Raw genomic sequence first — 16,265 nt, forward strand, 5'->3', positions numbered from 1 at the left:
TTCTCCAAAGTGCGCTTCGCTATTCTTCTTGCATTAGGCTCACACCGTCCCTAACTCGCTTCGCATTGCCAAATAGCTACTGTCTTTTTCATCGAATATGAATATTAAAGTTAGGATTCATTCTAGCAACTAAAAAATTATCCGTCAAGCAAAAAAAGGATTGATTTTCTCCATATCCTGTAACACATTTTTATGATTTGCCATAATGCCTTCAAACCAATTTGCAATAATTTGCTGCAAGCTCAGTTCTATCTCTTCCTTACTGTATAGCGTATGTACTACAGCATCAATGAATTCGGTGCGCTCCTTATAAAATTTTACGCGCATTTCAAAATCCTTTCCAACTTCTTTTTGAAATAGCTGTCCTAGGCGAAGTACTCCAGTATTCATTAATTGCTCACCGTATAAAGAAGAGCCGACAATCGAAAGCTTTTGTGCAAAGCTAAACGGCGGTTGTGGGAAATACCCATCCATTAAATGCTTTGTACTCATCGTTATTTCTTTCACTCGCTTTAACTGCGTATCTGTTAATTCACGTGTTTGCTCGAATAAAGGCATTATCATATTCAATTCATCCAAATAGTTTTTTGCTGCTTGTAAACGACTTGGATTTGTCTGCACACCAATGCGTTCGTTGATTTTTTCCGCTATATAAATACGTTGTATGTAGGATGTTAAAAGTATAAGACCATTGTATTGCTGCTGTGCTGACATCTCAATTCCCCCTTAAAAATGGTAGACATATTGTACAACGATACCATATTTTTCAGCGTGAGCATAGAGCTGAATGAAATTGTTAGCGCATTTATTTTTCTTCTAATCGTAATTTTGATATACTATTTCTGTAGAAAATTTTATTGTTAGAATAACGGAGGAAAAACATGAAAAAACTTGCAGCAGTATTTTTAGCATTTACACTTGTCTTTTCGAGTGTAGGCACAACATTATTTTTTGGTGGGGATCATCAAGTAGAAGCAAAGTCCTATAAATCAGGTAAAAAAGGCTTCAAAACTAATAATAATAATCAATCAAATATTCAGAAGAAAGACCAAGAAAATAACTCAACAGTTACAAATCAAAACAATAAAAATAACTCAAATAATGATACAACACAAACGAAAAAAGGTGGCTTTACATCTGGTGGCTTAATGAAAGGGTTATTCATCGGTGGTTTAGCAGGTCTATTATTTGGTAGTTTATTCGGTGACTTAGGTATTTTAGGCTCTATTTTAGGCTTTATGGTTAATGCCGCAGCAATCGCAGTAATTGTTTTCCTATGTATTAAAATTTATCAAGTAATGACGCGTAAAAAGAAAGAAGAGACATCAAAAACATGGAACAACTAACATTGTTTGAGCAAGATTTAATCAATGCCATTTGCCTTTTCCATGCACGCTTTAAAAATACGCAGCCTGAAAATGTAGAAGTAGAGTTAATGTATGACGATTTAGCAGGCTATACGGCTGAGGCCTATGTCAACGGACAAATGGAGCTTTATAATTCAGTAAATTTCGTTACCGCACTGCGCCTCTATATTGACGAGGAGCTACAACGCGATTCCATCAGCGCTAGAATTACCCTCGATATTGACGAAGAAGAAGGTATGATTGCTAACGTTTCATGGTAATCTTATAGGGAACGTCTGAAAAGCAATGCTTTTCAGACGTTCTTTTATATTTATCCTGTTTTAAAATGAATAAATAAAAATCATATTCCTATTGTTTCAAGGATAACTTCTTCTTTACTAAAAAATGCTGATACTATCAATAAAAAGCAAAAATTGTTTGAAAAGCAGTGTCTTTGCATACTTTTCAAACAATTTTCACTTTAATTTTTTATATTTTGAATTTCGCAATTGCTTGCGCAAGTTCCTCAGCTTTAATTTCAAGCTCTGTCGATACAGCATTAATCTCCTGAATTGACGCTACCTGCTCACCGATTTGCTGCGCGATTTCTTCCGTATTTCCAGCCACGCCACTTACATTTGATGCTAGCTCTGATACAGATGCCGATACTTCCTCGGTCGCGGCAGAAATTTGCTCTGTGACAGCAGATGCATCTGCAATACGCATTGTCATATTTTCTACAGCACCTGTAATTTGATTAAACGAATCACCGGCTACTTCAATTACTTTCACTCCTGCTTCAACGCGCTGCAAACTTTCCGCAACAGCGCCCTCTACATTTTTCGTTTCATGTAAAATTTCAGATGTTAAATTAACAATTAAATTAGCTGAGGATTTGGACTGCTCTGCTAGTTTACGTACCTCGTCTGCAACGACTGCAAAGCCTTTTCCATGCTCTCCAGCTCGAGCCGCTTCAATTGCTGCATTTAATGCTAATAAGTTCGTTTGATCTGTAATATCTGTTATTACATTCGAAATACTTTGAATTTGCTCAGAATGTGCAATTAATTTAGAAATCAATTCTGTCGTCAGCTTTGTTGAACTATAAATATCTTGCATTTGCTCCTTCGCATCTGCAATTGTTACAAGCCCCTTGCTTGCAACCGCTTGTGTATTTTGTGCTTCATTGTGTACAGTTTGCGTAGATTCAGCAATATTCTGAATTCCAAACGCTGTTTCATCCATTGCTACAGAAGTATCTATTGCAATTTGTGATGATCCTTGTGTGCTTTCTGTAATCTGTTCAATACTGCTGGCAACAGTTGTCGATGTTGATGATACTTGTGCTGTACTTGTTGTCAGTTCTCTCGAAATAACGGAAAGCTGCTCAGCGTTTTGATTGGCTACAGAAATTAATTCACGCAATGAGGATTTCATCACATTAAAGGATGTGGCAATCGTCGCCACCTCATCTTTTGATTTAACTACGACATCATCAACGGTTAAATCACCTGTTGCAATTTGGTCAACAGCGCCCGCTAATTTCTTTAACGGCATAATTACTACTCGAATAATAATAATAACACTTACAATACCTATTACTATACTAATAATTGAAATTGCCATTAAAATAATTGTCACTTGCTCTACTTGCTTACCAGTTTCGAGTTGAGTTTCTGTAAATCGTTCCTTATTATAAACAAGCATTTCATTCGCTGCCGTACTTAGTTTATTATGAACATTACGAACCTCAATATTTAGTATTGGAATTGCACTATCAACTTTTCCATCGTCAACTAAGCTTATTACACGTGCAACTGCATCACTATAATTAGCATTTGCTTCAATTAGCTCAGCTAGTAAATCTTGCATCGTCCCTGGCGAGGCAATCTCTTCTAATCTTTGTAAAGAAGTTGCAATTGCGGCCTGCTCTTTTTCCAAGCTTGATAACGCATCCGAGCCCTTCGCTAATACATACTGTCGTAAAAAAGCACCTTGGCCGCCAACGCTTGATTCAACCTCTGCTGCCAAATAAATTTGCTCTAAACGACTATCTATTAGTTCATTATATCTATTGTTTACATTCGATATTTGTAAATAGCTAAACACCGAAATACCAAATATAATTACGATTAATGTACCTAAAGATATGTATAATTTTTTCCCAATACTCAAACAAAAATACCCCCTTTTTGCGCACAATACCATTATATTCATTTCTTTTATACTATGTCAATGTTGCTATTCGAAAGTTGTAAATTTTCTAGCAATATGGACATGTAACCATTTCGAAAATTATATGACTTTATACTCTTTATAATAGTTCGAAATATAGAATTCTGATAATTTTATCGACAATTAAGAAAAATCAATAAAGGTATTTAATAGTTAAGAAGATGGAACAATTTTTGATGCGATTGAAATTGTAGTTTTACTTGTTTGAATAAAGCATTGAATTCATGATTTGCTCTCTTAAATAGGGCAAATAAAAAAAATTGTCTGAAAAGCAGTGCCTTCGCACACTTCTCAGACAATTTTTTATTTATATTTTAATTATTCCTCAACTGGTTTTCCAAGGTCAATAATGCGTCCCTCAGTTGTTGTTTTAATTTCTTTTAATGAAAGTAATTGCTCGCGGAAGTTTTCCCAGTCGGATAAACCTAGCTCTGTCGCACGCCCTTCATTGTACGCTTTCTCAAATACCGCATAGCTATCTCCACCTTTGGCAGTGTATGCGTTTGTTGCGATAGTATATGTTTTATCATCTTCTAGTGCGACATATTCGCCTGTTGCTTGATCGAAGTACTCAATTGATACAACACGTGAGCCCGCTTCTTTTGATGAATCATATTGTAATTTCGCACCTGCAATGTGTAAGAAAGCACCATTTGCACCTGGTATATCCTTGACAGACCATTCAAATGCCTCTTTCAATTCAGCACCTGTTAAATCCATAATCGCCAATGTATTCCCAAAAGGTAACACTTCAATAACATGACCTACACTAATGTCACCTGCTGGAATTGTTGCACGAATACCACCGCTATTTTGTAATGCCATTACAACCGTTTTATCTGTGTATTGTTGTGCCTTTGCCAGCATACCGTCTGTAATAATATTGCCAAGCGCTGTTTCACTAGTACGTGTTACTTCGCGCTCCCCTACTAAATCTTCTGTAATTGATACACCAATTTTATCATTCATTACTTCATCGACTTTGGCTTTATATGGTGCTAATAATTCAACTAATTTCTCGTCATCGGCAACTTCACCAAGCTTAATTAACTCACCGTCATATTTTGTAATTACACCGTTTTCATCGAAAGTTACGTCAAGCGTTCCTAAATAGTTTACGTATTCATGTGCTTGAACAATTAATGTCGGTGCATCACTTGCAGAATGCTCAGCATCTGGAGTTAATAATTCTGTATGATCATGTGCCCCTACAATAATATCGATACCAGGTACATTTTGCGCTAATACAATATCATTATCAATCAAAGCACTGTCTCTATACCCAATATGTGTTAAGGCAATAATTTTGTTTATGCCCATACCTTCAAATGCAGCTACTGCTTTCTTTGCCTCTTCAATATAGTTTGAGAATGTTACTTCATCCGGTGAAGAGATTCCTTTTGTCTCTTCTGTCGTAAGACCAAAAATCCCAATTTTTTCACCATTGATTTCTTTTACAATTCCATGATATATTTTACCGTTTTCAGGCTCACTTGAGATTAAATCTGTAAACAAACCCGTGAACTTATCATCATTAGAGAAGTCAACATTGGCATCGACAATCGGGAACTTCGCAGCTTTAATAAAATCAACTAATGCTTGATGTCCTTCCGGCGATGCCCCTAAATCAAATTCATGGTTACCAAGAACCATTGCATCGAAGCCAATTTCATTTAATAAATCAATATCAGCCTTCCCTTTAAATTCGCTAAAGTATAAAGTGCCTGTTAACGCATCACCCGCATGCAATGTTAAAACATTTTCCTTCTTCGCACGTTGTTCTTTTACTGCTGTTGCTAATTTAGGTAGTTTATCTGTATGAGAATGTGTATCGTTAACATGTAAAATTGATAAATTAAAAGTATCACCTGTTGTTACTTCTGGTGTTTCCTCAGGTGCTTCAGTCAAAGTGCCTACTGCATTTAAAATAAATGTTGCCAGTTGACCACGTTTTACATTGCTGTCAACACCGAATTCCGTTTCAGAAATACCTTGTGCAATGCCTGCTTCATATAATGCTGTGACAAAATATGCGTAATCATTGTCTGCTGGTACATCTGTAAATGGGCTATCGCCTTCTGCTTCTAAACCTAATGCTTGTGCAATCATGTAAGCCAATTCACCACGTGTAATTGCCTCATTTGGTTCGATTGTGCTGTCTTCATAGATTTCCATAGCATCAAGCGCTGCCAATGCTGCAACAGGACCGTAATATTGGTGTGATGTTGGAATATCTGCAAAGTTAGGATTTTCTACGTTTTTCGTATCAAGACCTAATACACCCGCAATAATTTTTGCAGCTTGTCCACGTGTTACATTTTGATTCGGCTTAAATGTACCGTCAGGATAACCGCTAATGATACCTGCTCCATGCAATGCTGTAATTCCTTCATAATGAGCATCTCCCGCTTTTACATCAGAAAAAGTACTCGCTGCTAGTGCTGGTGTTACAGCGACAACAGTAGCTGTAACCGCAACGGCTGCCGTTGCTGCATAAAATTTGTTTCGTTTGTTTTTCATTGGGCAAACTACCTCCATTTTTAGATTACTAAATAATCAGTACATTTAAATTTTACATGAAAGCGTTGTAGAATACTAGATAATTCACAGTATTCTTAACAAAAAAACAACATGCCCGTCATATTAGCATGTTGTATAAATGTATTTTACATTAATTTAATGGAGTTTGTGGTTATTACTACAGCTAAGCTTTCAACATCTCTTTATTTTTCTTTATCAAGTAGTATCATAACATTGTAAATCATTGTTGAGAATTGACCGCGTGTTACATTTTGCTCGACACCAAATTCCTTTGATGAAATGCCTTTAGCGATATTATTTTCATAAATGGCTGCAATGCATTGCTCAAGCGATATGTCTTCAAAGTCGTCGTATGTAATATTGATGTATTTATCATCAGTAAATGGACTTGTACCTTGTGCTTCCAATTCTAACGCTTGTGCAAGCATGAACGCGACTTCACCACGTGTGATTGTTTCATTTGGCTTTACTGTATAGAACAAAAAATCTTCTAGTTTAATAGCTTTGCGCTCCGCAAGTGCCGCAATCGCTCCATAATATTGATGTGTTTTTGGTAAATCAGAAAAGAATGGTTCTTTTACGTTTTTGGTATCAATAGCAAGTACTTTTGTAATTATATTTGCCGCTTGACCACGTGTTATATAATGAGCTGGCTTAAATGTGCCGTCCGGATAACCGCCAATAATTTTTGCTTTAGCAAGTGCTTTAATTGAAATGTAATGGGTATGTTTTTCTGAAACATCTAGGAACGCATTTACTGCTGATGCAGGTGCTGCAATTGAAATAGCTGCTGCTATCATTATAGCTAAAAATATTTTGTTTTTCATAGAAAACACTCCTTACAATAATTAAAATTTTTTGTCAAAATAGTGGACTGTGACTTCTTTATTTTAATATTTATAGAGGAGAAATGACAACGTAAAAAAGAAGCATAGGAAATCTCCTACGCTTCTTTTAGATGTATTATTCTGCTTCTTCAACCGCAGATAAATCTAATTCATCCAATGACTTTGCATTTTCTAATGCTTCACTAGGAATTGTAATTGTTGTTACTGCATTGAAATCTGAATATTTCATTGTTGATTTGTTTTTAATATTCATTACAACACCTTCAATATTCATGCCGATACCAAAGTCCATTACCATTTCTTCAATATCAAAAGTTTCTTTATTAATTTTGATTTCATAAGAGAATTTATCGAACTTTAAGTTTTGCATTTCAGCTAGTACTTCCTCATCTAGCCCTAAGTTCATTGCTGACATTTGCTCTTGAACTAGCTCAGTAAACTTATCACCAGTACCTGTTAATGATAAAACATAGTAGTCATCAGCTTCTTTAATTGTGAAATCAGTTGCAAATTGTTGTAACATTTCTAATTGCTCAGCAGCATTGATTTGCGTACCAGCTTGTGCCAAGATTTCTTCAAACATGTCAGATGGATATTTAATCCAAGTTCCTGTCATGCCTTCATACATATACATGCCATCTTTTTCAGTCATGTACATCTTTAATGGCATATCAATTGTTTCACCTGTTGTTGGCTCAACCATAGACATTGTTCCTTCAACGAAGAACTGCATAGGTTTGTTAACAATTGACATATTCATTTTTCCAGTAGCATCGACTTTTACTCGTTCTTCACCTTCTTGAATATCCATCGATTGTGTCATTGTCATTGTTGCTTTCATGCTAGTTGTAGCTTGTTGTTTCTCAATCGCTTTTGTGAAAACAGTTTCTAGTAGCGCTGTATCAGCCGTTGTTTGCTCAACAGTAGCTGTATCTTCAGTTGTTGTTTGCTCTTCTTCATCTACGTCATGGCTTAACACTTCATAAATCAATGTTGCAACTTCACCACGTGTAATTGTGTTTTCTGCATTTTCAATTTCGTCCTCTGCATCAACACCAAGCCCTGCTGCTAACATAAACACAAATTCTTCACGTGTAATCGCTTCATTCGGCTCTACTGTATTATCTTCATAATATTCGATACCACCAAGCGCTGCTAATGCTGCGATAGGACCGTAGTATTGATGTGATACTGGAATATCTGCAAAGTTAGGGTTTTCTACATTTTTTGTATCAAGACCAAGTGCTCCAGCAAGCATTTTTGCTGCTTGTCCACGTGTTACGTCCTGTGCTGGTTTGAATGTACCGTCTGGATAACCGCTAATAACTCCAGCCGTTTGCAATGCTGTAATCGCCTCGAAATGTGCATTATCTTTAGCAACATCTGTAAAAGACCCCGCTGCTGAAGCTGGTGCTACTGCCACTGCTGTCGCTGCTAATGAAGCAACCGCTACTGTGTAAAACTTCTTTTTCATTCTAATATATCCTCCTCAAATCAATTCTACCTTAGCTAACCTTACATAGATTATACATAAAGTCGCCAAAGTCTATATCTTAATTTAGTAGCTGTTTGACACGGCTACTGAATAAGAAACAACATAAGCTTTCATCTATTAAATTATTAGATGAAGGTGTTTCATATGTACTTAGTAGTACAATTTCACTGTACAAAGCTATTTATTAATTAAATCGTATAACTTTCATTTTACATAAATATTGTGCATAAATCCAGAAGTTTGGAATTGTTTTTTACAATTTCGACAAATTTCTTAAAATTATGGCTCGTTTCGACAGAATTTGATTTAGTGAGAAAGTGTATCCATTCATAGCTGATGCCTTGAAACGGAGGTGTCCGAAAAGTCCATTTTGTTTTGCCGCCGCATTGAAATCAATGTTTTCATCGCTTCCCTTTTACTGAAAGATAACACTGCTAAAGCCAATGTTCATCCCATTTTTAAAAGAGGTGTTTTCTGTTTATATGAATCAACATTTTGTGAAACATCATCGCTACTGTCCAAAATGCCGGCTATGCACGGCTTTTTGGACAGCTCCAACTATTAATCAGAAATATAATTTTATAAAAATATACTGTTTAAAGCCCTTCTTTAACTAGGAGGCATTTTTATAAAATCATAAAAGCTGTCTGAAAAGCAGTGCTTTCGCATGCATTTCAGACAGCTTTCTTAATGTTTCATTTTATTACTCAGCTGCTTTTGCGCGTAGTACCATTTGTAGGATACCACCATGACGGTAGTAATCTACTTCTACTTCTGAGTCGAAGCGAGCTAATGCATCGAATGTTTTAACAGTACCATCTGGAGATGTAGCTGTAACTGTTAAAATATCACGTGGCTTCACTGCATCTGTAATGTTTACAGAAATTGTTTCTTCACCAGTTAAGCCTAATGAATCAGCAGAATCACCATTTAAGAATTGTAATGGTAACACACCCATCATTACTAAGTTAGAACGGTGAATACGCTCATAGCTTTGTGCGATAACTGTTTTAATACCAAGTAGGAATGTACCTTTCGCTGCCCAGTCACGAGAAGAGCCCATACCGTAGTCGTTACCAGCAAGAACCACTAAGCCAGTGCCTTGCTCTTGGTATTTCATACATGCATCATAAATGTACTCTACTTCACCTGTTGGCCAGTACGTAGTGAAACCACCTTCTGTACCTGGAGCGATTTGGTTGCGAATACGGATGTTCGCGAATGTACCGCGCATCATTACTTCATGGTTACCACGACGAGAACCGTAAGAGTTGAAGTCGCGAATTGCCACACCGTTTTCGATTAAATATTTACCTGCAGGTGTATCTTTACCGATTGCACCAGCTGGAGAAATATGGTCAGTCGTAATTGAATCGCCAAATTTCGCCATTACACGTAAGTCATTAAGACCTTGGATTGCACCAGGTTCTTTTGATAGACCCGTGAAGAATGGTGGATTTTGGATATAAGTTGATTTTTCATCAAATGTATATAATGATTCAGTAGAAGTTTCAATTGCATTCCAAGCTTCGTTCGCTGTAAACACAGTTTCGTATTCTTTTTGGAATAGCTCACGTGTTACAACTTCGCCTAATACTGCATTTACTTCTTCAGTTGATGGCCAAATATCTGCGAAGAATACATCGTTGCCATCTTTATCTTTTGCGATTGCATCTTTTTGTAAGTCGATATCAACTGTACCAGCTAATGCATAAGCTACTACTAATGGTGGTGAAGCTAAGAAGTTTGCTTTTACTAATGGGTGAACGCGTCCTTCAAAGTTACGGTTACCAGAAAGTACAGAAGTAACAAATAAGTCATTATCTTTAATTGCATCTTCAATTTCAGGTAATAATGGACCTGAGTTACCGATACATGTTGTACAGCCGTATCCAACTGTGTTAAAGCCGATTTCGTCAAAGTATTTTTGTAAGCCAGATGCTTCTAAATAGCCTGTTACTACTTTAGAACCTGGTGCTAAAGATGTTTTAACCCATTTTGCAGGTTTGATACCGCGCTCTACTGCTTTTTTCGCTACTAAACCAGCTGCGATTAAAACGTATGGGTTAGATGTATTTGTACAAGATGTAATAGCTGCGATTGCTACCGCACCTGTTGGAATTTCAACATCACCTTCTGCAAATTTCGCTACAGAAGTTTTAGCAAACTCATCTTCAGTTAAGCCGAAGCCTTGAGTACCTTGTGGTGCTACTACAGAGCTACGGTAAGTTTCCTTCATTTTTGATAAAGGAATTAAGTCTTGTGGACGTTTTGGACCTGATAAGTTTGGTTCGATGTCCGCCAAGTTTAACTCAATTACATCTGTGTAAACTGGGTCAAGCTCAGGGTTAAACCACATATCGTTTGCTTTTAAGTAAGCTTCAACTACAGCGATATGCTCTTCATCACGACCAGTTAAACGCATATAGTTTAATGATTCTTCATCAATTGCGAAGAACCCACATGTTGCACCGTATTCTGGCGCCATGTTTGAAATTGTTGCACGGTCAGCTAATGGTAATTTTGTAATACCTGAACCGAAGAATTCTACAAATTTACCTACAACGCCACGTTGACGTAAGACTTGTGTTACTTTTAATGCTAAGTCAGTTGCTGTTGCACCGTTTGGTAATTCACCAATTAATTTCACACCAATAACTTCTGGAATTGGGAAGTATGAAGGTTGACCAAGCATACCTGCTTCTGCCTCGATACCACCAACACCCCATCCAAGAACGCCAAGACCGTTAATCATTGTTGTATGAGAGTCAGTACCTACTACTGAGTCTGGGTAAGTTTCAAATGTGCCATCTGTATTTTCTTTTACGTGTACAACTGGTGCTAAGTATTCTAAGTTTACTTGGTGAACAATCCCTGTTGCTGGTGGTACAGCACGGAAGTTGTCATAGGCAGTTTGTGCCCATTTCAAGAAGTTATAACGCTCAGCGTTACGCTCGAATTCTAAGTCCATATTCGCTTTTAAAGCGTTAGCATTTCCGTATTTGTCAACTTGTACAGAGTGGTCGATTACAAGATCAACTGGAATTGCTGGGTTAATCTTTGCAGGGTCGCCGCCCATTTCTTTCATTGCTGAACGCAATGATGCAAGGTCAACAACTACTGGTACACCAGTGAAGTCCTGTAAAACTACACGCGATGGCTTGAATGGAACTTCAGCTTCCGTATTAACATCTTTGCCCCATTTTGCTAACTCATTAACATGCTCTTCTTTGATTACATAGTTGTCATATTGACGTAAAACAGATTCTAATAATACTTTAATTGAATAAGGTAGGCGTGAAACGTTTGCAATACCCGCTTCTTCAATTGCAGATAAACGGTAGTAATTATATGTTTTACCATTTACTTCGAACGAAGCGCGGCTGTTGTGTAAATTCTCTTGTGCCATTGTTGTTCCCCCTATATTTTCTTATTTGAAAAGATATTTATAAAGCTTCTTTTCTCCAGTTCTTATAATAACTTATTTTTATACATAAGTAAAATACATTAATATTATGTTTTGCGATAAGTTTTTTTTATGACCTTATACGATAGCGTCAAGTGTATTGATTATCCTTTATTTTACAAAGAATGCCTAAAATTTATTGATTTCCGTTACGGAGAATGCTTTCCTTGGGGTGCAGCTTCAACTAATTTATTTCGCTGAACGCCGAAATAAATGGATTCTCAGTTTGAAGCCTATACGATGTTGGTCATGGAGGCGTTGCCACAGGACATGGCGACCTTAGCCTCCCTACCTTTAATCCCAATGGAGTCGCCTCCTTCATTGCCATCAACGAGCATTTGCCTAATAAAAAATATTCTCCCTATTAAAACATGGCGATAAATGGGTAAGATTCACATAATTAACATACTTGAGCTAGTTTACTATTTTAGAGCCCCCATTAGAAAGTAATACCGGCATTAGCAAAGCTTGCTATAATACAGCTCTTTGCAATAGTATATTTCTTCCTGCTCATAAAACAGCTCATACAATTTTTTAGCTTTTTGCATTGCATTCATTAAACAGTAGTCAAGCTTCAATGATAAATTTGAGCCATTCGTCATTTGCTCCACTAAATCTGAGGACATTTTTAATAGCATATACTCTTGTCCCTTTTGTATACCTGCAGTACAGTTCGTCAGCAACATTGAAATCATTTGAAATTCATCTTTTTTAATATGAAGGCTTTGCTTGTACCAGTTTAGTACTTCCATCGCTATTGTAATTGCGGCAATATACGTATACTGTTCGCTATGCATTACTTCCTCCTTGCAATTTTGCATTAGCGGACGTTTCAGTAGCTCCCTGAATAGCGCACTTGTTGGATGATAGATATTGCTTTTTGAAGGGCAAATACGCAGCTCTGTATTTTCAGTAGAGAGAAATAGCCAATTACTGAACACCATGCGCCATTCCACATTTTCTGTAGGCTGATGTTCTATTAATGGTAATAAATATTGAAAGGTATCATATACTTGAAAAAACTCATCGATTTGTCCTTCTTCGATTGAAAAAATTGTATGATAATTTTGAATAGAATTACGTTTCATTTGGCACACCCTTTCTCTTTCGAAATATGCTTTTCTTTTGCATCACAATTTCGTCCACTTACCGATGAAAATTGAGACAACGCCTTGTAATTGCGGCATTTTATGCGAAAATTTCAATGTGAAGTACAATGTACGCATAAAGCGTAAAATATTTGTTCTTGCATGGAAAAACTGTGCAGTATAGCCCTCGTTATTACGTTGGAAAGCTAATTTATCAAATACTTGTTCCACCCATTCAATACATACTTCTTCTGGAAAATCAGTTGTGATTAATTGCTCAAAAACTTGCGCTAGGCGCTCTTCCTCATCATCAAGAAAAGCTGTTCCTTTCCAAAATGTTGCTTTAATCCCTTGTAAAATTACAGGAACTAAATGAGGTGGAAAATGTGGGTGTGTCAGCATCGTAGCAAGTAAATCAGCGCCATGCGCCACGCTATGTGCCCAGCCCTTGCCTTGGACAAAGCCTCGAACATCTTGCTCCTGCTCTAAATAACGGCTCGCTTCCACCATAACAAACTGCGCTTCCTCTTTTGTTAAAAATGAACGCTCGCGATCAAAATATAATAAATAAACGAGCCAAAGTGCTGAAAATGAACGTGTAAAAACGCTCTCCTGATCGCTATTTGTCATGTTTTTAAATAAATAATCATTTGTTGGCAATATAAGTGCCGTCCTCACTAGCTGTTCTTTCGACCAAAGTCGCTCGGTTAACAGCTCCCCAAAAAGCCGATACACGATTTTATCGTGATGCTCTTCATTTGCATAGCCTATATGCTGCAATAACTCGCTTAATACTTTCTCACTATGCTGCTGCATATATTGTTTTCTTTGCTCGTAATCCATTTGCAGCAATGGTTCGTAAATCGTTGTCATACTTGCGCCTCCGTGTATATCTACTTCTATTGTAATAGATGCCCAATTATTTTCATAGCATTAATCAAATAAAAGTTTGTTTTTTAAGAATTTTTAGATTTTTTGTTTTTTGACTAATCACACTTGAAATTTTTCATTATTCACTTGAAAATTCTTTACTATTTTTGGTCATACTGACAAGACAATTAGATGAAATGAGGTTTCGTTACAATGATACATAAAGTGTCTGCTTCAAAATTTGCTTTTTTTAAATCACTATCCACTACTTTAAAAAAGGCACAACATAACGATAGTTTAATTTTAATGCCCGGTCAATATAATACGCCGCTATGGATTGACCAGTCATTAACTTTAAAAGGAAAAAAAGATGCAACCGCCATTCTATCAGGAACTATAAACATTCCTAAAGGGGTTATCGTTCACTTTGAAAAATTAACCTTTCGACATGATATTAAAATTATCGTTGAGGGCGCTGTTCTGTTTCAACAATGCTACTTTGAAGGAGACACACTTAACGAAGGTATAATCGTCTGTCATGGATTGTTGAAAATGACGGAATGCACTTTAGCAAATACGCCTATTTTATTAAAAAAGGGCAGTGAAGCGAGTTTGAGTCACTGTCACTTAACAGCATGTCCTGCCACACATATTACTGCAACAAACGCCCATCTAGAGCTTGTCTCATGTCAGCTTAAAGATGCGCAACATGCAATTGTACTAAAAGAAAGCGCCAAGGCGAGTATTCAACACAGTCATTTTACGAAACAGCGCTGTACACAGTTACTTATTGAAAGCACGAGTGAGCTTATTATAAATGATAGTACGATTGAGCATGGCGGAAACAGCGCTATAGATGCTAAGGATTGCTGTCAAATAAAGCTACAAAATACAACCATACAACATCATCGCGCTTCACAAATTGGGTTACAGGGCAGTGTATTGCATATGGACAATTGTAAAATCCAATACGGTCAAAAGTACGGCATACAACTCGCTTTGTTTTCTGAGGCCGCTATTTATAATTGTCATTTTTCACAAAATTATAATGCGCATATTTATGGTAATGACCAATCTGCATTATTCATTCAAACGAGTACTTTACATGGTTCTTCAAAAATTGGTGTGGAGCTACATAAACAAGCTGTTGCTCATTTTTCTCGTACAGCGTTTAAACATAACGAGCTTATCCAATTATTATTGTCAGAACGGTCAAGCGTTTCCGTTGAACAATGTACATTTTGCACTGGACAGCTAGGTATCGTAGCACAGCAACATTCACATTGCACTTTGCTACGTAGCGTTGTCAGCGGTCATATTCAATCAGCCATAACAATTGACAATAGCGAGCTTATTGCGTTCGACAATCAATTCATAAGAAATGACGGCCATGGCTTAACAGCGCAGCAAGAAGCGGCGGTTATGATTGAAAATAACCACTTTTCAGATAACAACCTATCACATATTAATGCAACGCAAAAATCAAGTATTACTATTCATAAAAGTAAATTCATTCGTGGTAAAGGTATGTATATCGCAGATTCCTCTCTATTATATATGACAAAAAGTACAGTTTATGACGAAAATCATACACAAATTACAGGAAATAATTCGACAAAAATTTATATTGTCGACTCCAAGCTTAAAAATGGACGTTTTGAAGCCATTAAAGCGGCTAATAATTGCTTCGTCCACATTACACGTAGCATCATATCCGCGCACCTTTTGCAACAAATTGTGCTTCATCATAGCTCACTTGTCATGCTTGATAGTACCATTGAAAAGGGGCTCCGAAATGCACTTACGCTTACGGATTCTTGCGATGCTCGCATTGAAAATTGTCAAATTACAGAGCATAAAGACACACAAATTATCGCGACGCTACACACTAAGATTAAGCTGCTGCAAACACAGCTGTTAAACCAAAATACAATAAATATAGCTATTTCCCACTATTCTAAAGCTTCTATTGAGCACTGCAAGATAACGAATAATAAGCAATTGGCAAATGTGCAAGCAAGACATTTTTCTGAAATGACCATTCAGCATTCAAGGATTAACAATAAAGATAGTCAGCATCTTTTCATTGATGAGGCTAGTGGAAATTAAATATGAATATTCGTTCTGTATTTATTCATCAGCTACGCCTTATCTAACCCTTTTCTAAATTTAGCTTTAGGTACACATTCTGTGGCTAGGTTAGTAGTTGATGGATTTTCTTTCACCGTATGCATTTATTAGAGGTCCTGTCATCTATATGAGGGAGGGGGTTCTATACCTGTCTCCTTGCTATCGGTACGAAAACAATGTGCTCCTGCGGTTACCCGTCTCAGAAAAAATTACTGAAAGAAATTAAAAATGGCTGCCAGAAAAATA

General features: G+C 36.8%; 11 protein-coding genes and 1 other annotated feature (1 of these 12 cut by a window edge). Of the genes, 3 read left to right on the top strand and 8 right to left on the bottom strand.

Annotation, left to right across the window (positions count from 1 at the left end; genetic code table 11):
• Positions 1 to 101 (bottom strand) — a binding site (T-box leader) (it extends 117 nt beyond the left edge of the window).
• 43 nt (positions 102 to 144) lie between these two features.
• On the bottom strand, positions 145 to 714 hold the full coding sequence (locus MHB51_RS02925; RefSeq protein WP_342558941.1) for a hypothetical protein: 570 nt from the start codon (positions 712 to 714) through the stop codon (positions 145 to 147).
• Positions 715 to 881: 167 nt separating this feature from the next.
• On the opposite strand from MHB51_RS02925, the gene MHB51_RS02930 reads away from it, so the two are divergent.
• Positions 882 to 1,346 (top strand): hypothetical protein, encoded by a 465-nt coding sequence (locus tag MHB51_RS02930; protein ID WP_066163151.1) that lies wholly within the window; start codon positions 882 to 884, stop codon positions 1,344 to 1,346.
• Positions 1,334 to 1,627 (top strand): YxcD family protein, encoded by a 294-nt coding sequence (locus MHB51_RS02935; RefSeq protein WP_066163154.1) that lies wholly within the window; start codon positions 1,334 to 1,336, stop codon positions 1,625 to 1,627. Before MHB51_RS02930 ends, MHB51_RS02935 begins: the two co-directional genes overlap by 13 nt.
• Positions 1,628 to 1,835: 208 nt before the next feature.
• On the opposite strand, the gene MHB51_RS02940 is transcribed toward MHB51_RS02935, so the two are convergent.
• The 7 genes from MHB51_RS02940 to MHB51_RS02970 form a co-directional block, all read right to left on the bottom strand.
• Positions 1,836 to 3,521 carry a methyl-accepting chemotaxis protein gene (locus MHB51_RS02940; protein ID WP_161956394.1) on the bottom strand — a complete coding sequence of 562 codons (1,686 nt, stop codon included), beginning with the start codon at positions 3,519 to 3,521 and terminating at the stop codon, positions 1,836 to 1,838.
• Between the two features lie 378 nt (positions 3,522 to 3,899).
• Entirely contained in the window at positions 3,900 to 6,101 is a 2,202-nt protein-coding gene (locus MHB51_RS02945; RefSeq protein WP_066163161.1) for a 5'-nucleotidase C-terminal domain-containing protein, read from the bottom strand.
• Between the two features lie 203 nt (positions 6,102 to 6,304).
• Positions 6,305 to 6,949 (bottom strand): S-layer homology domain-containing protein, encoded by a 645-nt coding sequence (locus MHB51_RS02950; RefSeq protein WP_342558942.1) that lies wholly within the window; start codon positions 6,947 to 6,949, stop codon positions 6,305 to 6,307.
• Positions 6,950 to 7,085: 136 nt separating this feature from the next.
• Positions 7,086 to 8,444, bottom strand: coding sequence for an S-layer homology domain-containing protein (locus MHB51_RS02955; protein ID WP_107942722.1), 1,359 nt, complete (start codon positions 8,442 to 8,444; stop codon positions 7,086 to 7,088).
• A 724-nt stretch (positions 8,445 to 9,168) separates the two neighbouring features.
• Positions 9,169 to 11,874 carry an aconitate hydratase AcnA gene (acnA, locus tag MHB51_RS02960; protein WP_066163168.1) on the bottom strand — a complete coding sequence of 902 codons (2,706 nt, stop codon included), beginning with the start codon at positions 11,872 to 11,874 and terminating at the stop codon, positions 9,169 to 9,171.
• A 515-nt stretch (positions 11,875 to 12,389) separates the two neighbouring features.
• Positions 12,390 to 13,019, bottom strand: a complete 630-nt coding sequence (locus tag MHB51_RS02965) for a hypothetical protein (protein ID WP_342558943.1) — start codon at positions 13,017 to 13,019, stop codon at positions 12,390 to 12,392.
• A gap of 42 nt (positions 13,020 to 13,061) precedes the next feature.
• Positions 13,062 to 13,892: a DUF2785 domain-containing protein gene (locus tag MHB51_RS02970; protein ID WP_107942719.1), complete on the bottom strand. Its 831-nt coding sequence runs from the start codon at positions 13,890 to 13,892 to the stop codon at positions 13,062 to 13,064.
• A 210-nt stretch (positions 13,893 to 14,102) separates the two neighbouring features.
• Here MHB51_RS02970 and MHB51_RS02975 point away from each other — a divergent pair, with 210 nt between their 5' ends.
• Positions 14,103 to 15,998 (top strand): right-handed parallel beta-helix repeat-containing protein, encoded by a 1,896-nt coding sequence (locus tag MHB51_RS02975; RefSeq protein WP_342558944.1) that lies wholly within the window; start codon positions 14,103 to 14,105, stop codon positions 15,996 to 15,998.
• Positions 15,999 to 16,265 lie beyond the last annotated feature (267 nt).

This window comes from Metasolibacillus sp. FSL K6-0083 (assembly GCF_038630865.1).
Taxonomy (GTDB): Bacteria; Bacillota; Bacilli; order Bacillales_A; family Planococcaceae; genus Metasolibacillus; species Metasolibacillus fluoroglycofenilyticus.